The sequence below is a fragment of the Mesorhizobium sp. P2_A8 genome (assembly GCF_056404935.1).
Window position 1 is genome coordinate 163,618 of sequence record NZ_JBFUDB010000005.1, and the last position, 20,764, is coordinate 184,381.

The 20,764-nt window shown below is 62.3% G+C and carries 19 protein-coding genes; 13 read left to right on the forward strand and 6 right to left on the reverse strand.

Features of this window, described 5'->3' with window-relative positions; all coding sequences use genetic code 11:
- Positions 1-5 precede the first annotated feature (5 nt).
- Positions 6-1,178, reverse strand: a complete 1,173-nt coding sequence (gene tssA, locus AC1D10_RS15990) for a type VI secretion system protein TssA (RefSeq protein WP_477273371.1) — start codon at positions 1,176-1,178, stop codon at positions 6-8.
- Between the two features lie 334 nt (positions 1,179-1,512).
- Between tssA and tssH the strand changes: the two genes are divergently transcribed.
- Complete coding sequence (gene tssH / locus AC1D10_RS15995) at positions 1,513-4,323, forward strand: type VI secretion system ATPase TssH (protein WP_477273373.1); 2,811 nt, start codon at positions 1,513-1,515, stop codon at positions 4,321-4,323.
- Positions 4,324-4,365: 42 nt separating this feature from the next.
- On the opposite strand, the gene AC1D10_RS16000 is transcribed toward tssH, so the two are convergent.
- Genes AC1D10_RS16000 through AC1D10_RS16015 form a run of 4 tightly spaced genes read right to left on the reverse strand, consistent with a single transcriptional unit; the run spans position 4,366 to position 6,506 of the window.
- Positions 4,366-4,539, reverse strand: coding sequence for a hypothetical protein (locus tag AC1D10_RS16000; protein WP_256750209.1), 174 nt, complete (start codon positions 4,537-4,539; stop codon positions 4,366-4,368).
- A 29-nt stretch (positions 4,540-4,568) separates the two neighbouring features.
- On the reverse strand, positions 4,569-5,696 hold the full coding sequence (locus AC1D10_RS16005; RefSeq protein ID WP_477273376.1) for a WD40 repeat domain-containing protein: 1,128 nt from the start codon (positions 5,694-5,696) through the stop codon (positions 4,569-4,571).
- Between the two features lie 13 nt (positions 5,697-5,709).
- Positions 5,710-6,033, reverse strand: coding sequence for a hypothetical protein (locus AC1D10_RS16010; protein WP_477273378.1), 324 nt, complete (start codon positions 6,031-6,033; stop codon positions 5,710-5,712).
- Positions 6,030-6,506 (reverse strand): hypothetical protein, encoded by a 477-nt coding sequence (locus AC1D10_RS16015; RefSeq protein WP_477273380.1) that lies wholly within the window; start codon positions 6,504-6,506, stop codon positions 6,030-6,032. Before AC1D10_RS16015 ends, AC1D10_RS16010 begins: the two co-directional genes overlap by 4 nt.
- 555 nt (positions 6,507-7,061) lie before the next feature.
- Between AC1D10_RS16015 and AC1D10_RS16020 the strand changes: the two genes are divergently transcribed.
- The 11 genes from AC1D10_RS16020 (at position 7,062) to AC1D10_RS16070 (ending at position 18,380) form a co-directional block, all read left to right on the forward strand.
- Positions 7,062-8,735 carry an aromatic/alkene/methane monooxygenase hydroxylase/oxygenase subunit alpha gene (locus AC1D10_RS16020; protein ID WP_477273382.1) on the forward strand — a complete coding sequence of 558 codons (1,674 nt, stop codon included), beginning with the start codon at positions 7,062-7,064 and terminating at the stop codon, positions 8,733-8,735.
- A 54-nt stretch (positions 8,736-8,789) separates the two neighbouring features.
- The gene (locus AC1D10_RS16025; RefSeq protein WP_477273384.1) at positions 8,790-9,851 is read left to right on the forward strand and encodes a 2Fe-2S iron-sulfur cluster-binding protein; all 1,062 of its coding nucleotides are present in this window, start codon (positions 8,790-8,792) and stop codon (positions 9,849-9,851) included.
- 48 nt (positions 9,852-9,899) lie between these two features.
- Positions 9,900-10,958 (forward strand): aromatic/alkene monooxygenase hydroxylase subunit beta, encoded by a 1,059-nt coding sequence (locus tag AC1D10_RS16030; RefSeq protein WP_477273386.1) that lies wholly within the window; start codon positions 9,900-9,902, stop codon positions 10,956-10,958.
- Positions 10,959-10,974: 16 nt separating this feature from the next.
- On the forward strand, positions 10,975-11,346 hold the full coding sequence (locus AC1D10_RS16035) for an MmoB/DmpM family protein (protein WP_096455128.1): 372 nt from the start codon (positions 10,975-10,977) through the stop codon (positions 11,344-11,346).
- A gap of 73 nt (positions 11,347-11,419) precedes the next feature.
- Positions 11,420-12,442, forward strand: a complete 1,023-nt coding sequence (locus tag AC1D10_RS16040; protein WP_477273387.1) for an amidohydrolase family protein — start codon at positions 11,420-11,422, stop codon at positions 12,440-12,442.
- 5 nt (positions 12,443-12,447) lie between these two features.
- Complete coding sequence (locus AC1D10_RS16045) at positions 12,448-13,245, forward strand: iron-sulfur cluster assembly protein (RefSeq protein ID WP_477273389.1); 798 nt, start codon at positions 12,448-12,450, stop codon at positions 13,243-13,245.
- A 77-nt stretch (positions 13,246-13,322) separates the two neighbouring features.
- Positions 13,323-14,954: a chaperonin GroEL gene (gene groEL, locus AC1D10_RS16050; RefSeq protein WP_477273391.1), complete on the forward strand. Its 1,632-nt coding sequence runs from the start codon at positions 13,323-13,325 to the stop codon at positions 14,952-14,954.
- Positions 14,955-14,985: 31 nt separating this feature from the next.
- A complete protein-coding gene (locus AC1D10_RS16055) occupies positions 14,986-16,029 on the forward strand; it encodes an NAD(P)-dependent alcohol dehydrogenase (protein WP_477273393.1) in 1,044 nt (347 codons plus the stop codon).
- Positions 16,030-16,210: 181 nt separating this feature from the next.
- Positions 16,211-16,708, forward strand: coding sequence for a DUF1097 domain-containing protein (locus AC1D10_RS16060; RefSeq protein WP_167458681.1), 498 nt, complete (start codon positions 16,211-16,213; stop codon positions 16,706-16,708).
- Between the two features lie 368 nt (positions 16,709-17,076).
- Positions 17,077-17,556, forward strand: a complete 480-nt coding sequence (locus AC1D10_RS16065) for a GlcG/HbpS family heme-binding protein (protein WP_379092406.1) — start codon at positions 17,077-17,079, stop codon at positions 17,554-17,556.
- A 59-nt stretch (positions 17,557-17,615) separates the two neighbouring features.
- Complete coding sequence (locus AC1D10_RS16070) at positions 17,616-18,380, forward strand: hypothetical protein (RefSeq protein ID WP_477273396.1); 765 nt, start codon at positions 17,616-17,618, stop codon at positions 18,378-18,380.
- Positions 18,381-18,464: 84 nt separating this feature from the next.
- Here the strand turns inward: AC1D10_RS16070 and AC1D10_RS16075 are convergent, their stop codons facing one another.
- Positions 18,465-19,376 (reverse strand): LysR substrate-binding domain-containing protein, encoded by a 912-nt coding sequence (locus tag AC1D10_RS16075; RefSeq protein WP_477273398.1) that lies wholly within the window; start codon positions 19,374-19,376, stop codon positions 18,465-18,467.
- Positions 19,377-19,600: 224 nt separating this feature from the next.
- Here AC1D10_RS16075 and AC1D10_RS16080 point away from each other — a divergent pair, with 224 nt between their 5' ends.
- On the forward strand, positions 19,601-20,647 hold the full coding sequence (locus AC1D10_RS16080) for a Kelch repeat-containing protein (RefSeq protein ID WP_477273400.1): 1,047 nt from the start codon (positions 19,601-19,603) through the stop codon (positions 20,645-20,647).
- The last annotated feature ends 117 nt before the right edge of the window (positions 20,648-20,764 follow it).

The window sequence follows — 20,764 nt, forward strand, 5'->3', positions numbered from 1 at the left end:
TGTTGTTACCTTTCATCCTTCTGAGCCGTCTTCTTGACATCGGGAACGCCGGCAAGAAGCCGGAATTCCTTCAGCCCCGACGGGGCGAGATCTTCCATCAGTTCAACGAAATCCATATGCACCATCCGGCGCACACGCCGAGCCAGGTGCGGAATCGGGCTCGACGGTTCGGTGCGGTCATAGAAGGCGACGACGAGGTCGAGGCATTTCACCACGTCGTCGCGCGAGGAAATCCGGTCGGGAAGCCCCGTGCTCGAGTCCGCGTAGCTTGCCATACTTGCCATCGTATCGGCTCCATGACCGTTTCGGGCAGGCGTTTCCGGTTCTGCCGGCGTGGACGGCTTGGCCGCGCCATTGGCCATGACGCCGGCTGCCGAATTCCGTTCGAGGGTCGTCAGCAAACGCTGCAGAAACCGTTTTAATTCCGGAACGGGAGCGCCGCCGCCCTCGAGACGAGTGTTGAGCGCGGTCTCGACCGCATCGAGGCCCGCGATCGCTGCCTGGGCGTCGGCGATGAGCACGACCATCTCTGCGTTGGCTTGATCTATCTGCGCCGCGCATCCGGCACGCACCCGGTTCAGGAGTTGTCCGTGCGCACTGACCAGTGCGGCCTTTTCTGCAGCATTCAACCCCGAGGCGGCTTCCTGGAGCATGACACGGTCGTCGAGCGCACCTTTTTCCAGGTCCTTGCCCTGGATCGGGCCGATTGCGCGCGGCGCAAAGAACGTCATTTGCCGCAGGTTCGCTAACAACCCGTCCTGACCATTCTGCAGGTCGAGCAGCGCGTTGATACGGCGCAAGGCGGCATCGCGTGGCGCAGCGTTGGGCCGCAGCGCCGGATGCATGGTTTCCCAATGCTGGTCGAAGGTCTGCGCAATGAGGGTCAGACCCTGCGCGAGCCCGGCCAGTCCTTCTTCATTGGCCAGCGCGCGGGTGACGATGACGAGCAGGCGCAGGTCCCGGCCATGGGCGCGCAATTCCTCCGCCTTTGCGAGCACAGCGGGCCAGTCGACCGGAATGGTGCTTTGCGAGGTGGCCTTGTTGTTGCCGTCGTGAACGACCTTGACCTGGGCTTCCGTCAGGCGCTCCAGCTCATGAAAAGCCGGATCGTTGCGCAAATCCTCCCCGGACGGATTTTCACCGTCGAGCGGAGCAAGCCAGAGTGCGAGATCAATCACACCAACCCCCAGCGACCGGCCCTAAAACCGTACGTGACGCGACGTTATCACACCGTTGCACTTTACCACAATTCAACGACTGCCTCAAAAATTAACAGAAGCTAAACGCGACCGCCCTGAGTGTCGGTATCCGTGCTGTGATTGCCGAACCGTGTATGGCAAATGCATCGCACAGCCGCGCAATTCCGCGGTTGTTTGCAGTCGATGGTGCAGGACTTTCCACAAACCGAGGAAGCCGGCTGAACCGTGCATTGAGACCTCGTCCATCCTGCGCTTTGTCAAGTGGCGGCTTATGTGGCAGGTTATCGGCTGGCAGATTGCAGGAGCACGTTCGATGGAACAGCGCCGGTCGTCGCAGAGCTTCAAACGCAAGGAACTGGTCGGCAAGCTCAATCCTGTCGGTGTGCGCGCCTTCAAGGCTGCGGCCGACACCGCCAAACTGCGCGGCAATCCTTACGTCGAACTCGTCCACTTCATCGAGCAACTGGTGCTTTCCGAGCGCTCGGATGTTCAAATGATGATCGCCGATGCGGGACTGGATGCGAGCCGGCTCACGGCCGACATGACCCGCGCCGTCGACAAGCTGCCTTATGGCGCAACGTCGATCGAGGAATTTTCCGACCATATCTTCCATGCCATCCAGGAGGCCTGGAACCTGGCAACGCTCGAATTCGGCGTCGAGGAAGTCCGCAGCGCGCATATTCTCCTCGCTTGCCTGAAGACGCCGGTGCTGGAGGGCCTGCTGTCGAAGATCAGCGGCGAGTTCGACAAGATCGACGCCGGCGCGGTCATCGCGCGGTTCGCCGATGTCATGGAAGGCTCGCTCGAAGCCGGCGCAGCCATCGTGGTTCCCGCGGCCGAAACGCCGAAGCGGGCTCCGGGTGGGGACTCGGCGCTGGCGAAATACGCCACCGACCTGACCCAGCGCGCCCGCGACGGCAAGATCGATCCGGTCGTCGGCCGCGATCCGGAGATCCGGCAGATCGTCGATATCCTGATGCGACGCCGGCAAAACAACCCGATCCTGACCGGTGAGGCCGGGGTCGGCAAGACCGCGGTGGTCGAGGGCTTTGCCTTGCGTATCGCCCAGGGCGACGTGCCGCCCACGCTGCAAGGGGTCAGCGTGCGCATGCTTGATGTTGGATTGATGCAGGCGGGTGCCAGCGTGAAGGGCGAATTCGAAAAACGGCTGAAAGCTGTCATCGATGAGGTTCAATCGTCCGAGACGCCGGTCATCCTGTTCATCGACGAAGCCCACACCTTGATCGGCGCCGGCGGCGCGGCAGGAACAGGCGATGCCGCCAATCTCTTGAAACCGGCGCTGGCGCGCGGCGAACTTCGCACCATCGCGGCGACGACCTGGGCCGAATACAAGCAGCACATCGAGAAGGACCCGGCGCTGACCCGCCGTTTCCAGGTGGTGAAGATCGACGAGCCGTCGGAGGCGGTGGCCATTCTCATGTTGCGCGGTGTGGCCGGCGTCCTGGAGCAGCACCACAAGGTGCAGATCCTGGATGAGGCGATCGAGGCGGCGGTCGGCCTGTCGCATCGCTACATCCCGGCGCGGCAACTGCCCGACAAGGCGGTAAGCCTTCTCGACACCGCTTGCGCCCGTGTCGCCATATCGCAGCACGCAACGCCGGCCGAGGTCGAAGACATCATGCGTCGCCGCCAGGCGCTGGAGGTCGAGCGCGGCATCATCGGCCGCGAGGCCGCGATTGGCATCGAGGTGACCGAGCGGCAGGCGCGGGTCGACACCGGACTTGCCGAAACCGAGGTCACGCTGGCCGCAGCCCAGCAACGTTGGGATCGGGAAAAAGCCCTGGTTGCCGAGATACTCGAATTGCGTGCCAGGCTGCGCGGCGAAGGTGTGCCGCTCGATGCGGTGGTGACGCCGGAGCCCGATACCGAGACTGCCGGCGCGGACGCAGCCGAGACTGAGCCGCCCAAGACCGAAACGCCAAAACCCGAAACGCCCAAGACCAAAGCGGCCAAGACCAAAACAGCCAAGACCGATGTGGAGGCACCGGCGGCTGCCAAGGCTTCGCCGCCCGATCCGGCCGCCGATCTCGCCCGGCTGCGCGAACTGATGGCCGAACTTGCCGAGGCGCAAGGCGAAACGCCGCTGATTCTGCCGTCGGTCGACCGCAACGCCGTGGCGGCGGTCGTTCAGGACTGGACGGGAATCCCGACCGGGCGGATGCTGTCGAGCCAGACCGAAAAGGCGCTGCGGCTCGCAGCGACCCTGTCCGAACGCGTGGTCGGCCAGGATCACGCCATGGAGATGATCGCAAAGCGCGTGCAGACCAGCCGCGCCGGGCTCGGCGCGCCGGAAAAACCGGTTGGCGTGTTCCTGCTCTGCGGCCCCTCGGGCGTCGGCAAGACCGAAACCGCATTGGCGTTGGCCGAAACACTCTATGGCGGCGAGCAGAACCTCATCTCGATCAACATGTCCGAGTTCCAGGAGGCTCATACGGTCTCTACCCTGAAGGGCGCTCCGCCCGGATATGTCGGCTATGGCAAGGGCGGCATCCTGACCGAGGCGGTCCGCCGCAAACCCTATTCGGTCATCCTGCTCGACGAGGTCGAGAAGGCGCATCCGGACGTGCACGAAATCTTTTTCCAGGTTTTCGACAAGGGCATGATGGACGACAGCGAGGGCCGGCGCATCGATTTCAAGAACACGCTGATCCTGCTCACATCGAATGTCGGCTCGGAGGTGATCATGGACCGGACCAGGAACGGCACGCTAAGGGCCGGGCTCGACGATCTGGACACTGCCTTGCGCAGCCCGTTGCTGAAGGTCTTCCCGGCGGCCTTTCTCGGCCGGGTGGTGACCATTCCCTACTATCCGCTCTCGGATTCGATGATCGAAGCGATCACCCGTCACCAGTTCGCCAAGATCGCGCGCCGGCTGCGTGCGACCAACGACGCGGAATTGGTGATCGGCGACGGTGTCATGGATCTGGTCAAGGCCCGCTGCACCGAGATCGAATCCGGCGGGCGGATGATCGATGCCATCCTAACCAACACGCTTCTGCCGGAATTGAGCCGCGGTGTGCTGAACCGGTCGCTCGGCGGCGAAAAGATGACCAAGGTGACCGTAGGCGCCTCCAAGGAGGGCTTCACTTATTCCTTTGAGTAGCCGCCCCCGTTCGCTTCACAACGGACAGGGTCGTTGGTCAGCCTAATTCGTCTTCAGCTGGCCAACGCGGTTCTCGGCGATCCAGCGCGCGGCGAGGACCAGGGCGCCCATGCTGAAATCCTTGCCATGCTTGGCCACCATCTCTTCCGACAGTTTGGCCAGCCGTTCGAAAAATTCGTCCTTGCTCTCATCTTCGGCCGTGAGTTCGGTTTGCATTCCATCCTCCTGTTTCATGGACTTGTCCGCTACTTGAACATCTGCGCGGGAAAGGTGACGATCGCGGCGGAGCCGTCGGCACTGCCCACCGCCAGATGTCGTCCGTCGCTGGACCAGGCAAGCGCGGTGACAGTGCTCCCCAGCGCCCTGACGAGAAGCTCGTCCCGCGCGCCGATCTGGGCAACGGTGATGCGGCCGTTGGCATAGCCGGCGGCAATCAGTTTCTTCTCCGGGTGGGCCGCCACCGCTTCGACCAGAACCAGTCCGGCGTGACCGGTCTCCAGCGCGCCCGAGGTTTCGCCGCCCAACGGCGGGGCGGTCATCGACCAGCCGGTTATCCGGAATGCGCCCGACGCAAAGAGTGCGTTGCCCGTCTGGCTCCAGCACACTGACCGAACCGGCGATGGGAATCCGGCGACCATTCCGACAAGGTTGTCGGCCAGGCTGACCAGGGCAAAGCCGCCTGTTTCGAGGCCGCAGGCCAGCCATCTGCCGTCGCTGCTCCAGCGGATCGACGCCGGGCGCGCCGAAAGGGAGATATCACGTATCAAGGCAGCGTCGCCTTCAACCGACCAGATCGACAGTCCCTCGCCAACGCCACAGGCGAGGTGTTTCCCGGCCGGTGAAAAAGCAAGAGCGTCCATCGACGATGTCGTTGCGTGTTCCAGCTTCACCGCATCGCCGCGGTCACGCGAGAGGAAGACATCATGCCCGTTGCTGACGGCTGTTGTGTCCGAGGGGGCGCTGTGGTCGATGGCGACGATCGGTCCGTCGATCTTGACCAGCGGCTCCGCGACTTCACCGCCGGCGGTCAGATGCAGCGCTTCGCCGCTTGCCGCGCCGACAAGGAAGCCTGAATGCGCATGGGCAACGAGCGGGACATCGCCATCTCCGAATGCCCCCGTTGCGATCAGGGGCACCGCAGGCTTCTCCCTTGGTCGGATCGTCGTCTGCCCGAGATCGTTGCTCACCCTGAGCCGCGCCTCCGGTGGCTCGTGATCCGCGACCGTGGCAATGGCGACGGTTCCGTCCACGGAGGCAAAGGCGACCGTCGAGCCATCGGCGCTGAAGCGCAGATCGGCGATCGCCGACGGCCGCCGCCAGCTGCGGGCCAGAAGGTCGAACAAGGTCAGGTTCTGCATCGTCTGCTGGTTCACGAGTGTCTCTCCATCAGTCCTTGTTCATCGCTGCGGCAAGCCGGCGATCGACGTCCTCGACATCACCTTCGGCGGCCACGATGCGGTCCTCGCAGGCCGCGCAGGCCTGCATGATCGCCGCGGCACTTCGCTCTGCCTCATGCAAGTCCCGCACCAGTTGCTCGCTGGCGCCGCTTCTGCCGATTTCGAGCTCCAGGCGCAGGAGTTCCATTTCGATGCCGGCGCGCTTCTGATTGAGCCGCAACGCCTCCGCGGTGAGCGCGGAAACGCCGGCGACAAGATCGAGCCGGCGAGCCAGCAGCGCGTCCCGTTTGGCGGTACCCGATCCTCCCGTCATGTCTCGCTCCCAGCCAACGGTCCCTGCGGTTTTTCAAAAGTGGACAGCAATCTGGGCAATGTGCCGGCCTGCGACTGGAACTGTTTTTCGGCGGTCTCGATGTGGCTCTTGAGCTGATCCCAGATGTCGACGCGGATCATCGATGTCGTGTCGCCGGTCAGGCGCTCGATCTCGTCGACACGGAACTGGCGCGTCAGCGAAACGCCGGAAAACACGAAGTCGCGCAACAGGATCGCATGGCTCTCGATGAACAGATGGATCATCGGATGCGTCTCCGCGGTGACGCCGCCGGCGGCGAGTTCGCCCCGGATGAAGTCCTGGAAATGGCTCTGCAGGCGGTGCTGGCTCTCGCCCATGAAGCGCATAACGAAGACCAGGTCGCGCAGCATTAGCCTGACAAGATCGCCAGCAACGCCATCGGCCTGGCTGGACATTGGCTCTGGTGGCCCCCGGCTGTCCCTGTCGTTCGGCATGGTCTCTCTCCAGCGCCAGGCCCGTCCATGGGCCGTCGCCTTCAGATAGTAGAGAAAGACGAAGAATTGAATAGATGATATTTGTTTTCGTATTTGCTGCACTTGCTAACTAAACATATTGCGTATGCGAATAGACGTTAAATATTACAGGCGTACTTTACAACTGTAAAACAACGTTACAGTCGGCCATCTGCTCATATGCCGAAGTGGCGGCGATTTTGTTTTGAACGGCAGCCAGGGGCGATCTTTCCAAACTGGCACGACGCTTGCTTTGTACATTTCCACAAGAAGCCCATCGCGCTTTGACGCGGTGCCAAAAGAACGAAGGAACGGAGGAAGCAGGCCGCTTCGATACGCCCATCGCATATGCGGTTGGCGCCGCGGATCCTGCCAGACGCCTCCAGCACCTTTGCCGCGATCCACTTGAACGGCCGGACGATGAGTCGCGCCTGAATGCGCAACCCTTTGTCGTGCCGTTCGCACTCTCACTGGCGGTGCTGTGCGCCGCTTCATGCCGGGGTCAAGGGACCTGCGGTTCAAACCTGGTGGAGGCTTATGACCATGACGTCTCTGACGCTCAACAAGATCACCTCGCAACGCGGAATCTCCGTCGGCGAGGCAACCAAGAAGATTGCCGATCTCGGCTGGAATCCTTCCTACGTGCAGGAAGCGATGACGTTTCCGACCGACTACAAGATCAACAAGACGCCGCGCGACCCGATGAAACAGGTCTTGCGGTCGTACTTCCCGATGCAGGAAGAGAAGGACAACCGTGTCTACGGCGCGCTCGACGCGGCATTGCGCGGCGACATGTTCCGCAATGTCGAGCCGCGCTGGGTCGAGTGGATGAAGCTCTTCCTGGCCATCATTCCCTTCCCGGAAATCTCCGCTGCCCGCTCGATGGCGATGGTCGCCCGTATCGCACCCGGCGAGGAACTCCGCACCGGCTTCACCATGCAGATGATCGACGAGTTCCGTCACTCGACGATCCAGATGAATTTGAAGAAATGGTACATGGAGAACTACATCGATCCGGCCGGCTTCGACATCACCGAGGAAGCCTTCGGAAAATGCTACGCCACCACCATCGGCCGGCAGTTCGCGGAAGGCTTCATCACCGGCGACACGATGACCGCCGCCTGCATGTACCTGACCGTGGTCGCCGAGACCGCCTTCACCAACACCCTGTTCGTCGCCATGCCTTCGGAAGCGGCCCGCAACGGCGACTATGCGCTGCCGACGGTCTTCCTGTCGGTGCAGTCCGACGAGAGCCGGCACATCGGCAATGGTCACTCGCTGCTGATGGCCGCGCTCAAGGAGCCGGAAAACCACCTCTTGCTGGAACGCGACCTGCGTTACGCCTTCTGGCAGAACCACGCCATCGTCGATGCCGCCATCGGCACCTTCATCGAATACGGCACCACCAACCGCGACAAGAACAAGGAATCCTACGCGGAAATGTGGCACCGCTGGATCTATGAGGACTACTACCGCACCTACATGCTGCCGCTCGAAAAATACGGCATCAAGGTCCATCATGACGACGTCCAGGCGGCCTGGGAACGCATCACCAAGAAGAACTATGTCCACAAGGTCGGGCAGTTCTTCGCGGTCGGCTGGCCGGTCAATTTCTGGCGCATCGAAGCCCAGACCGACAAGGACTTCGAGTGGTTCGAGCACAAGTATCCGGGCTGGTACGCCGAGTTCGGCGACTTCTGGAAATGGTACGCCAAGCTCAGCCACAAGGGCGAGAAGGTGCTGCTGTTCAACAGCGACGTCGGCTACGTCTATCCGCACCGCTGCTGGTCCTGCCTCGTTCCCTGCCTGATCCGCGAGGACATGGTGGTCGGCGAAATCGACGGCCAGCTTCACACCTTTGCCCATGAACTCGACAAGTGGACCGCAACGGTCGCCTTCGCCGACGAGTACCAGGGCCGCCCGACGCCCGCGATGGGCCGCTTCAGCGGCAAGCGCGAGTGGGAGACGCTCTATGACGGCTGGGATCTGGCTGATGCGATCAAGGACCTGAACTTCGTCCGTTCCGACGGCAAGACGCTGGTTCCGCAGCCGCATCTGCGCTTCGACGACAAGGAGATGTGGACGCTCGACGATGTGCGCGGCAACACGCTCGGATCGCCGCTCAACGCGCTGCGCGCCATGTCGTCCGCGGACCGCGAGAAGCACCTGGCGGAGTACGCCAAGGGCTTCACCATCACCCCCTGCAACTGATCAGGCCAAAGGGGGGCGGGTTCGTCCCGCCCCTTCCTTTCACTGGAGGTCCGTATGTCGGAAACCCACACGGTCAGGCTCAGCCCGGTCGGCGTCGAATTCGATGTCGAGCATGGCGAAACGGTGCTCAACGCCGCGTTCCGCCAGGGCATTGCGCTGCCGCACGGCTGCAAGGAAGGGCAATGCTCGGCCTGCAAAAGCGTGTTGCTCGAAGGCGAAGTCGACATGCTGAAATACTCGACCTTCGCGCTGAACGACATGGAGAAGGAGAGCGGGCACGTGCTGTTGTGCCGCTGCATCGCCTTCTCCGACCTGGAAGTCGAGCTTCTCAACTACGACGAGGAGATTCTGGCGAAAGCGATCGCCGTGAAGACGTACAAGGGCCGGATCGCTCGGATCGAGCACCTGACCCACGACATTCGCGGCATCGAGATCGAACTCGGCTCGCCGATGAAGTTCTGGGCGGGGCAATATGTCGACATCACGGTTACCACGCAAAAAGGGGAGACGATTACGCGCTCGTTCTCCATGGCAAATACGCCGGACCAAACCGAAAAACTCTCCTTCATCATCAAAAAATACCCTGAGGGAAAGTTCTCCGGAGAACTCGATTCCGGAGGGATCGAAGCCGGAGCCGAGGTCACCGTCGTCGGACCTTACGGAACCTGTTTCCGCCGCGACGAACGGCAAGGACCCCTGATCCTGGTCGGCGCCGGCTCGGGCATGTCGCCGATCTGGTCGATCCTCAACGACCATCTCAAGAGCGGCGAGAAGCGTCCGGTCTATTTCTTCTACGGCGCCCGCACCCGCAACGACCTGTTCTATCTCGACAGGATCGCCGAGCTGGTCGGCAATCATTCCGACGTCACCTTCATTCCCGTGCTGTCGCACGCGAACGACGACGCCGAATGGCAAGGCGAACGTGGCTTCGTGCACCAGAGTGTCGACGCCATGCTCAAGCAACTGGCGGTCGACGGGCAGGGCGATGTCCATGCCTGTGGTCCGCCGCCGATGATCGATGCGCTGCAGCCGGTCCTGTTCATGAACGGCTTCGAAACCGAGCGCATCTTCTTCGACAAGTTCACCACATCGGCAGGTGCAACGCCGGCCCATTGAGGGCGGCCGACGCACAGCCATCCACAACTGCAACAAGGGAGAGAGACTATGCCTGCAACCTCGAGTTCAGTCGGATCCGGAGCCGCCGGCGCGGCGATCTTCGCCGACTCTGACAGCCGGAAATACCGGTATTTCGACCCGAAAGGCCAGCGCGCCACCCACTACGAGGACATGACGGTCGACGTTCAGCCCGACCCGGAACGCTACCTGATCCAGGACTGGATCATCTCCTTCGCCGACGGCAAGGGCGCCTATGTCAAGCAGAACACCGCCGCGCAGAGCTCCAACTGGCATGCCTTCCGCGCTCCCGACCAGGAATGGGAGCGCACGCACTACCAGCGCCAGTCGAAGATCGAGACGATGGTGCAGAGCGTCATCAACAATGCCCGCAAATCCGGCACCCCGAAGACCTTCGACAAGGCCTGGGTCAAGATCCTGCAGACCCATCTCGGCGCCTGGAAACACGCCGAATTCGGGCTCGGCACCTCGCTGATGCAGGCGCAGCGTTACGGCTACACCCAGATGATCAACAACGCGACGCTGACCAACTCGTCCTACAAGCTGCGACTTGCCCAGGACATCACGCTCTACCTTGCCGAGATCGGGATGGACCTTCCCGACTGGGACGACGAGCTCGGCAAGAAGGCCTGGCTCGAGGATAAGAACTGGCAAGGCACCCGCGAAGCGGTCGAAACCATCATGGGCGCGACCGATTATCTCGAGCAGTATTTCGCCATCAACATCGTCTTCGAACCGCTGGTCGGCGAAGTGTTCCGCTCCGGCTTCCTGATGCAAATCGCCGCCGCCAACCACGACTTCATCACGCCGGCGGTGATCTCGGCGGCCGAGGCCGACTACGAACGCAACCTCGCCAACACGATCGACCTCATGCACCTGCTCGCCAATGACGAGAAGCATGGCGCCGCCAACAAGAAGCTCTTCCAGGGCTGGGTCAAGAAACACGGCGCGCTCGCCGACAAGGCAGCCACCGGCCTGCAGCCGATCTGGTCGATGCCGCATTCCAAGCCGGTCGCGTTCGCGGATGTCCGCGCCAAATCCGAGGAGCGGATTGGCCAGATACTCGGCGAACTCGGCCTCAAGCGCTGAAACAGGAGAATTTGTCATGTCACTAGCAGCACGCGACGCAACGCATTCCAACATCTTCAAGGCGATGAAGGACATCACCTTCGAGCAGACGATTTCGCATCAGTGCGGCGTCACCATGAACGACTCGGTCGAGGCTCGCGCCATCGCCGAATTCATGGGCCAGAAGCCGGGGGTGACCATCACCTACCAGCCGGCACTGATCCGCATCGACGGTGACGGCAAGCTCATCTTCAAGATGGACGCGATCGGCGAATATCTCGGCCGCGAGATCTCGGCCGAGACCTTCGAGGTCAACACCTCCACCCATTACGGCCGCATGGTCCGCGTCGACGACAACACCGTGATCCTGTTCGGCAACATGGACGAGATGTTCGAATACATCGAATAGCCGCCCCAAAAAATCTGGCGCGCCGCTGGGTGCGGCGCGCCGACCGATCAACGCGATTGCTGCGGAGGCAACCATGTACAGAACACCGGAAGGCAAGGACATTTTCGTGGTCGACGGCCACACCCATTTCTGGGACGGCAGCCCGGAAAACCAGAAGAATATCCACGGCAAGCAGTTCATCGAATGCTTCTATGCCTATCACACCGGCTTGAGCCCGAAGGACCAGCTGTGGGAGAAGAGCAAGTTCGAGAAATACAGCGCCGACGATCTCTATCGCGACCTGTTCATCGACGGTCCCGATGATGTGGCGATCGTCCAGTCGACCTACCTCAAGGACTTCTACAAGAACGGCTTCAACACGATCGAGCGCAACGCCGAGGTGGCCAAGCGCTATCCGGAGCGGTTCATCGTCAACGGCGCCTTCGATCCGCGCGACGGGGAAAAGGCGCTGGAATACATCCACTTCCTCAAGGAGACCTACAACGTCAAGGGCGTGAAGATGTACACGGCCGAATGGAACGGCGCTTCCAAGGGCTGGAAGCTCACCGATCCCGATGCCTACAAGTGTTTCGAACTCTGCGACAAGCTCGGCATCAGGAACATCCACGTCCACAAGGGTCCGACGATCATCCCGCTCAACAAGGACGCCTTCGACGTCCATGACGTCGACCACGCGGCGACGGATTTCCAGAACCTCAACTGGATTGTCGAGCATTGCGGCCTGCCGCGTCTCGACGATTTCTGCTGGATCGCGACGCAGGAAACCAATGTCTATGGCGGCTTGGCGGTCGCGCTGCCGTTCATCCACGCGCGCCCGCGCTATTTCGGCGAGGTCATCGCCGAGCTCTTGTTCTGGCTCGGGCCGGAGAAGATCCTGTTCGGTTCCGACTACGCGATCTGGACGCCGCGCTGGCTGGTCGAGAAATTCTGGGCCTACCAGATTCCCGAGGACATCGCCGCCGAACGGGGTGTGCAACTGACCGACGAGATCAAGGAAAAGATCCTCGGCCTCAACGCCGCGCGTCTCTACAACATCGATATCGAAGCCAAGAAGAAGGCGCTCGCCAGTTCGCCCTTCAGCATCGCGGCGGAGTAGGAGCCATGGCAACCGCCAGCGTTTCCGGCAGCCGCGAGAAGGAACTCTGGCGGCGCCTTGGTGAGGTCAACGACCCGGAACTCGACGAACCCATCACCGAGATGGGCTTCGTGGAGCGGGGCGAGGTGACGAGCGACGGCAGCGTGGAAGTTGACTTCCGCCTGCCGACCTACTGGTGCTCGCCCAACTTCGCGTTCCTGATGCTGGACGGCGTCCGCAAGGCGCTCGACCAGCTTTCCTGGGCGCCGGCCTACCGCGTCAAGCTGCACGACCACATGTTCGCGGAGGAGGTCAATCGCGGCATGGAAGCCGGCAAGAATTTCGGCGACATCTTCGCCGTGCTTGCCGAGGAGCAGGATCTCGGCGGCTTGCGTGAAACCTTCGCAATGAAGGCCTTCAAGCGTCGCCAGGAGGCGGTCCTGCGCGGCCTCCGGCAGCACGGCCTGACCGATGGGGAAATCCTCGGCATGGACCTGCCGGCATACGACGTCGCCCGGTTCGAAGCTGGCGAAGCCGCCAAACAGAAGCCGAGATACAGGGCGGCTCTGCTCGAGCGTTTCCCTGACCGGCGGGCGGCCGATCCTGTGTTCGTGACCTGGGAAGGGCAGAGAATACCGCCTGGCGCGCTCGGTGCCCATCTCGCCGAGCTGCGCGGTGTGCGCATCAACATGGAGTTCAACGGCGCGCTGTGCCGCGGGCTCAAGCAGACCAGATACAAGGAACTGGATGTGGTCGACGGCGAACCGACGCTGGTCGATTTCATTCTGGATCGCGTGCCGGCACGAGCCGCGCCGCCCGCCTGAAGCAGAGCCGACAGCAACGGCCTCCCTCGCACGAGGCCCCCAACCAACAACCCGCCCGTAAGGCGGAAGGAGGAATCATGCCCAAGATAATGCTTCACAATTCCGAGGCCCGCCGTGCTCTCGCCCGCGGTGTCTTCCGGCTTGCCGCCGCCGTCGAGCCGACGCTCGGCCCCAAGGGCATGAACGCCATGATCGACCGGCCGATCGGCACGCCGATGGTGACCCGCGACGGTGTCAGCATCGCCTCCGAGATCGAGCTGCACGACCGTTTCGAAAACATGGGCGCACAGGTCGTCCGCGAAGTGTCGATGCAGACCAACGAGATCGCCGGCGATGGCACCACGACGGCCATCGTGCTCGCCAACGCGCTCATCCAGGGCGGCGTCGAGGCCAATGAACGCGGGGTGAAATCCGTTGATCTGTGCAAGGGCATCGACCTGGCCGTGGCGGCGGTGGTGGCCGCGCTCAAGGCGTCCGCCAGGCCGGCCAAAGGCAACGGCATCCTCGCGTCGGTCGCCAACATCGCGGCGACCAACACCAAGCTCGGCGCACTGGTGGCGGAGGCGCATCAGCGGGTGGGCGCCGAAGGCGTCATCACCACCGACTTCAGCGTCACTACCGAGACCACGCTCGATGTCGTCGAGGGCATGTCGTTCGAACGCGGCTACCTCTCGCATCACATGGTGACCGATCAGGAGAAGATGGAGGCGGTTCTCGAACGGCCCTACATCCTGATGACCGACCTCAAGATCAAGGACCCCGGGCAGCTCGATGCGGTTCGCCGCATCGCCGCCGAGGCCGGCCGGCCGCTGCTGATCGTGTCCGAGGAAATGTCGCCGGAAGTCGTGGTGACGCTGCTCGGCAAGCAGGGACCGGGACGGTACCTCGTCGTCCATCCGCCGGAATATGGCCACTGGCGCAAGGCGATGATGGAGGATCTGGCCATCATCACCGGCGGCAAGGTGATCGCACGCGATCTCGGCGGCCGGCTCGAGGATGTCACCGCCGAGGATCTCGGCACGGCCGACCGGGTGAAGACCAGTTCGTCCTACACCTCGATCATTCGTGGCGGCGGCGACCATGCGGCAATCGCCTCGCGCCGCGCCCAGGTGCAGCGGCAGTACGAAGCCTCGCCGCCCAACATCGACCAGGACAAGCTGCGCGAACGCCTGGCCAAGCTCTCCGGCGGCACCGCGATCCTCTATGCCGGCGGTGTCACGCCGGTCGAGCAGAAGCGCACCATCCAGCTGATCGAGGATTCCTTGAATGCGGTGCGCGCCGCATCCGAAGAGGGCGTCGTCGCCGGCGGCGGCTCGGCACTCGCCCAGATCGCGCCACTGCTCGACAAGGTGGCGGCCGGCGTCGACGGCGATGTCGCCGAGGGCGTGCGCCTGGTGCGCTCGGTGCTGTCGCGGCCGTTGTGGCGCATCGCTGCCAATGCCGGCGCCGACCCCGAAGCGGTGGTGATCGAGGTCACCCGCATCAACGGCGGCTATGGCTACAACGCGTCGACTGGTGCGTACCAGAACATGTTCGAGGCAGGCATCATCGATCCGGTCCGTGTCACCTACACCGCGCTCGCCAACGCGGCTTCCGTGGCGACGCTGATCCTGACCACCGAAACGTTGATTGGCGATCTCGCCGAGGACGAGGATCCGACGGCTGGACCGGCGCGTGGCGGCGGCTCCGAAAAGCTCGGCCGCGCCTGAAGCTACCCAGACATATCGAAAGGACACAGCCATGAAAGCTGCCAGACTCTACGAATACGACCCGAAGATAAACGTCCAGCTCAGGATCGAGGAGGTCAAGGCGCCGACGATCACCGCTCCCGATGAGGTGATCGTGCGGGTCGGGGCCGCCGGCCTCTGCCGCACCGACCTGCACATCATCGAGGGTGTGTGGAAACCGACGATGGACCCCGAAGGCACGCTGTTGCCCTACATCATGGGCCACGAGAATGCCGGCTGGGTCGAGGAGGTCGGCAGCGGCGTCAGGTCGGTCAAGCGCGGCGACGCGGTCATCTGCCATCCCTTCCGTTCGTGTGGCATCTGCCTCAACTGCCGCCATGGCGAGGACATGTATTGCGACAACGGCCAATTCCCCGGCCTTGGCATGAATGGCGGTTTCGCCGAGTACTTCATCACCAGCGAGCGCTCGCTGATCAAGCTGAACGCCAACATCACGCCGATCGAGGTGGCGCCGCTGGCCGATGCCGGCATCACCGCCTACCGCGCAGCCAAGCGTGCCGCGAAGCTCCTGCGGCCGGGGAGCTACTGCGTGCTGCTGGGCATTGGCGGGCTCGGCCACATCGCGCTGCAATCGCTGCACGCGATCTCCGGCTGCCGCATCATCGCCGTCGATCGCGAACCGGCGGCGCGGGTGCTGGCCAAGGACCTGGGTGCCGACTTCATCCTCGATGGCGGGCCGAACGTCGTCGAGGAAGTCAGCCAGATCACCGGCGGCGGTGCGCATGTGGTGATCGACTTCGTCGGCGAACTCGGCGTCGAGAACATCTGCTGGAAGATGGTGCGCAAGGGCGGGCAACTGTTCGTCGTCGGCTATGGCGGCAACATCAACGTACCGACCGCGCATCTCGTCATCGAGGAGATCAACATCGGCGGCAGCCTGGTCGGCAATTTCACCGAGCTTGTCGAACTGATGGAACTCAACGCCGACGGCAAGGTGAAGATGCACTACACCGAATACAATCTCGCCAGCATCAACACCGCGCTCGACGATTTCAAGAACCGCCGGTTCACCGGCCGCGGCGTCATCGTGCCCTGAAAACCTTGCACCGCACGCGGCATGGAACGGGTGTCGCGGGCGGTTCGATCTGGCTGCTTGCCGGACCCGGCAAGCCTTCCTTTGAGCGCCATGGCGGATGCCATGGCATTTCCGAGTCGGGACGTCGGCGAAGCGCGATCCCCGCACGAGTTTCCTTGCTTCGTCAAAACGGGAGGACAACATGGATCTTGTTACAGGGCTGGCCGTCGTCATCGGCATTATGGGTGGCATTGCGACATGGGCGGCGATCACGATCGGCAATCCTTATCTGCTGATCTGGGCGGTGTTTGTCGGCTGGGGAAGTTTCTATCACTGTGGCGGCAAGGAAGCCGGGTTCAAGAACTCGGCGGTTGCAAACCTGTGGGGCGCGATCTGCGCGGCCGGCGCCTTGATCGCGCTGACGTCGATTGGCGTTACCGCGATCATGGCCGGTATTTGCGTCGGCATTTCAATCATAGTCCTGATCCTCGCCGCCAAGCTGCCATTGCTGAGCGCCATTCCGTCAGCGGTCTATGGCTACGCAACGACCGCAGCGCTTTTTCTGCTTGCTGCCGCCGCCTATGGCGAGGGTGCCGGCGGCATCATCAAGGTCGCTGCCGCCGTGGTGATCTCGCTGATCATCGGCAACATCCTCGGCTACGTCTCGGAGAAAGTGACCGGTGCCGTCGTGAAGGCCTGATCATGTCCGCGACCGCTGCCTGAAGGCAATTTCGGTCGACGAATTTCCCCAACCCCGCGGCGCGAATGCCGCGGGTTTTTTGTTGCGAAGGAGCCGGCCTGGTTCGCGGAGTCACGCAGACGCGGGATTTCCGCTGAGCGCCAACGGACTTGTCCGTACGAGCCCATTCTTTCACATCCCCAAATACTCCATTTCGGAATTCGTCATTCATTCGCGGGACGGGCAGACATATCCATGTCCAGTGACCAACGGCATTCACTCTCACCGGGGATTGATGAGCGCCCGTTCTGGTCTTTCTCATGAGGCGGCAGCGACCTTCGCTTCGTTTCAACGAAACAAGGTCGCATGACCAACGAAAGGTTTCAAAAATGTCTATGTCAAAATGGGCCGCCACCGCTGCGGCCATTGGCTTTCTCTCGGTTGCCACGTCCGCATTTGCCAGCGACGCCGATGTTTACGGTCCCGACATCACTCTGTCGCAGGCCAAGCAGGTTGCCGCCGGCGCTGTCAAGGAATGCGCAGCCAACAAGTGGCTCATGGCCATCGCCGTCGTCGATACGCACGGCGCCCTGGTCTATTACGAAAAGGCTGACAACACCGAGGTGGCGAGCGCCCAGATCGCCTTGGACAAAGCGGCTTCGGCAGCCGTCTACAAGCGTCCGACACGCGACTTCTTCGACGTCACGGCCAAGATGGGTCCATTCATGCTGAACATGGACCACGTCATCGCGGCGCCTGGCGGTATTCCGGTCATGAAGGACGGCAAGATCATCGGTGCGATCTCGGCCAGTGGCGGCACGGGCGCGCAGGACGAGCAGTGCGCCAAGGCTGGTCTCGCCGGCTTTTGATCCTCCTTCTAGCGACGCTCCCGAGGGAGCCGCCGCACTCCAAAGGAACTATTGAAATGATGAATCTCAAATCGCTGGGCAGCCGTCTTGCCGCGGCCGTCGCGCTGTCCGTTGCGCTTGCATCGCCATCTCTCGCAAACGCCGCCGAGCTTTACAGCGGAAGCAATTCCGATGTCCGCACGGTTCTCTACTACAAGGCTTCGACGGCTGCGCTCTCCAAATTCCTGCCAGCGGGCTGGGAGCTCAGCCCGTTTGCAACAGCACCTTCCGCCGGCGCCAACCTCCAGGTTGAATTTGTGGACCAGCTTTATGCGGTGGATCCCAAGGGTACCGTCGGGGCTCCGTACCGCTACGTGCTTTTCGGCATCCCTGTTCACAAGACGGGAAGCAGTGAGAACGTGCTGATGTTGTTCGATGGCCTTTCGCGAGGTGGGGCCGGTCCTTACGGCATTGCCGAGACCGCTGCCGACGACGTCAATCGCGGGGTCCATTACAGCTCGAGCCCGACGGCGGTGAGCGAGGCCTGGAACTTCGAAGGGGGTGGTGAGAAGGTTTCACTGGAAACGGAATTCGAACGTGGCCCGGTGACCCTGGAGAAGGGCGACAGTCACGTCTACTCGCAGCTCAAGCCTGAATTCTCGCGCATCTATCGCTATAATGAGGCTGCTGACGTTGTGAAGTCCGGCGCCGCAAACCATGTCCGCAGCCTGTCCTTGAAGGCCGAAGGTGGAAAGTTGACCGCGATGTTCGACGGCAGCGAGAGCCTTGTCGCGGTCGTATCGTTGCCTGTCTATTCCCGCGACATCTTTGTTCCGCAGCCCTGAGCATCGCGTTCCTTGAAGGGTGGCGGCCACCCAAAAGGGTGCTGCTGCCCTCCAAGTTTCCACCGCGCCTGTGACCGTCCCGTTTCAGGCACGTGTTGGCGCGGGCCTGTTCTGCTTCATGAACGCTATGAAGGCAGCAAGGGCTGCAGGAAGCTGCCGGCGGCTGGGATAGTACAAGTAGATCCCAGAGATCTGGGAACCCCACCCATCGAGGACAGGCACGACGCGCCCCGACCGAAGCTCATCCTGCAGAAGAACGGCTGGCACCAAGCCGATTCCGGCGCCTCCGGCAATCGCACTGGCAACCGCACGAAGATCGTTGGCCACAACTTGCGTGCCGGCGACGGGTTCGGCCTTCTCAGCCCCCTTGTGCAGGGTCCAGGGTCGGATTGTGCCGTCCCACGGGGATCGAAGGCGAACGCACCAGTGATCTGCCAGAGCGCTGGGCGTGCTGGGCTCGCCATGAGCCAGAAGGTAGTCTTTCGTGGCAAGAAGAACTTCGTTGAAGGGATCGGCGATCCGAACGGCGATCATATCCTTCTCGATGCGTTCTCCGACCTGAATGCCCGCGTCGATGCGGTGTTCCACCAGATCGAGGTGAAGATCATCGACGAGGATTTCGAGCTCTATTTCGGGGTGCTTTGTCAGGAAGCGGCCGATCAGAGGGGCAATCAGCACGGTTGTTGCCGTCCGTGAACCTAGAATTCTAAGCCTTCCGCCCGTAGCGTTGCGGAACTTGTTCAATCCGTCGAGGACGCTGTCCAGTCCGCTCAATATCGGGCCTATGTTGGTAAGGAGCTCTTCGCCCGCCGCGGTCAACGACACGCTGCGGGTGGTTCGTGTGAGCAGTCTCACGCCGAGCTTCTCTTCCAGACCCCTCAGCGTCTGGCTGAAGCTGGGTAGCGACACCCCCAGTGCGGCGGCGGCCCTGGTAAAGTTCAACTGCCGAGCAGCCTCCGCGAAGGCGATGAGCTCCCGCAATTCAGGCTTGTGCATTTGTCCTCCTCGCTGGGGCTGCCCGGTTGCGCGTCGCAGGCCGAGCCTTCTGCCCAGGGCGCTTCGGAATGGCAAGGTTGGGCACGACATTGTTTGGTGGGCCCAAAGAGCCCATTCCGCAATCGATAATTCTAACGGCTCATACGTTCAGTTACCTCCTGTGCGAGACGAAGGCGCTCGGGCAACTCGAGGTCGGTGCCCAACCGCGACCAAGGAGCTTCCCGATGAAGACGAAATTGCTGGTTTCCGCTGCGATGATCGGTCTGGCACTTAATCTTGCGCCTGCACTAGCCCAGGAGGGCACGTGGCAGATGGGAACGCCGATGCCAGAGCCTCAGAGCGAGAACTCCAGCGCAGTGGTGGGCAGCCAGTGGTTCGTCATTGGCGGCATCGACGTGCCGGAGGTCATGCCCGTCGGCACGGTCGTGATGTACGACGAAAATAGCAGGACCTGGTCGAAGAGAGCGGCAATGCCCGAGCCGGCCCATCACACGGCAACTGTGGCTTGCGGCGGCAAGGTGTACGTGTTCGGTGGTTTCGTCGGAGCGCCGGGCACCAAGGAATGGCAACCGACGGCAGATGCTTTTGTCTACGATCCGAAGACCGACAGTTGGTCCAAGCTTCCACCCATGCCAACTGCCCGCGGAGCGGCAGCGGCCGTGGTGCTCGACGGAAAAATCTACGTCGTCGGCGGGGCGCATGCCCATGAGGATGGCCGCGACATGAAGGAGCCCCTTTGGGCCGACGTTCCCAACATCGTCGGCAGGACTGTCGAGGCCTACGACCCCGCATCCAAGACCTGGACAAGGCGGGCTCCCATGCAGACCGGCCGCAATCACTTTCTCGCCGCTGCTGTCGGTGGGAAGATTTATGCGATCGACGGTCGAATTGGCCTGCCCTTCGTGACCAAGAGCGACGTCACCGATCTGGTCGAGGAATACGATCCCAAATCCGATTCCTGGACCTACAAGGGTCGCTCCCCCACGCCGCGGGGTGGGGTGTCGGGCAGTGCCTATGGCGGGAAGATCTATGTGACGGGCGGCGAGTACCAGGACCCGGCGGGCAAGCGCACATTCTGGGCCTTTGAGGCCTACGATCCCGCAACCGACACGTGGCAGACCCTACCGCACATGCAGATTGCCCGCCACGGCTTCGTAGCCGGTTTCATAGGCAGCGAGTTCCATGTCGCCGGCGGCTCCTTCCAATCCGACGGCATGCCGGGGATCAATGCTCAGATGAACACCCACGAGTTCTACACCGTCCCCAAGTAGTTCAATTTGATGCCGATGCCGGTCGTGTTCGGGAGTGGTTTGCGCTTTGGTCCCGGCAAGCAGCAGGTCGGGCCGCGCACAGCTGTTCGCAAGGCAGCGCAAAACCTCTGGCGGCAT

Bases quoted from the DNA above. Each gene is read 5' to 3' on its own strand.
- tssH (WP_477273373.1), top strand. From the start codon at position 1,513: ATGGAACAGCGCCGGTCGTCGCAGAGCTTCAAACGCAAGGAACTGGTC.
- AC1D10_RS16000 (WP_256750209.1), bottom strand. From the start codon at position 4,539: ATGCAAACCGAACTCACGGCCGAAGATGAGAGCAAGGACGAATTTTTC.
- AC1D10_RS16010 (WP_477273378.1), bottom strand. From the start codon at position 6,033: ATGACGGGAGGATCGGGTACCGCCAAACGGGACGCGCTGCTGGCTCGC.
- AC1D10_RS16015 (WP_477273380.1), bottom strand. From the start codon at position 6,506: ATGCCGAACGACAGGGACAGCCGGGGGCCACCAGAGCCAATGTCCAGC.
- AC1D10_RS16020 (WP_477273382.1), top strand. From the start codon at position 7,062: ATGACCATGACGTCTCTGACGCTCAACAAGATCACCTCGCAACGCGGA.
- AC1D10_RS16025 (WP_477273384.1), top strand. From the start codon at position 8,790: ATGTCGGAAACCCACACGGTCAGGCTCAGCCCGGTCGGCGTCGAATTC.
- AC1D10_RS16030 (WP_477273386.1), top strand. From the start codon at position 9,900: ATGCCTGCAACCTCGAGTTCAGTCGGATCCGGAGCCGCCGGCGCGGCG.
- AC1D10_RS16035 (WP_096455128.1), top strand. From the start codon at position 10,975: ATGTCACTAGCAGCACGCGACGCAACGCATTCCAACATCTTCAAGGCG.
- AC1D10_RS16040 (WP_477273387.1), top strand. From the start codon at position 11,420: ATGTACAGAACACCGGAAGGCAAGGACATTTTCGTGGTCGACGGCCAC.
- AC1D10_RS16045 (WP_477273389.1), top strand. From the start codon at position 12,448: ATGGCAACCGCCAGCGTTTCCGGCAGCCGCGAGAAGGAACTCTGGCGG.
- groEL (WP_477273391.1), top strand. From the start codon at position 13,323: ATGCCCAAGATAATGCTTCACAATTCCGAGGCCCGCCGTGCTCTCGCC.
- AC1D10_RS16055 (WP_477273393.1), top strand. From the start codon at position 14,986: ATGAAAGCTGCCAGACTCTACGAATACGACCCGAAGATAAACGTCCAG.
- AC1D10_RS16060 (WP_167458681.1), top strand. From the start codon at position 16,211: ATGGATCTTGTTACAGGGCTGGCCGTCGTCATCGGCATTATGGGTGGC.
- AC1D10_RS16065 (WP_379092406.1), top strand. From the start codon at position 17,077: ATGTCTATGTCAAAATGGGCCGCCACCGCTGCGGCCATTGGCTTTCTC.
- AC1D10_RS16070 (WP_477273396.1), top strand. From the start codon at position 17,616: ATGAATCTCAAATCGCTGGGCAGCCGTCTTGCCGCGGCCGTCGCGCTG.
- AC1D10_RS16075 (WP_477273398.1), bottom strand. From the start codon at position 19,376: ATGCACAAGCCTGAATTGCGGGAGCTCATCGCCTTCGCGGAGGCTGCT.
- AC1D10_RS16080 (WP_477273400.1), top strand. From the start codon at position 19,601: ATGAAGACGAAATTGCTGGTTTCCGCTGCGATGATCGGTCTGGCACTT.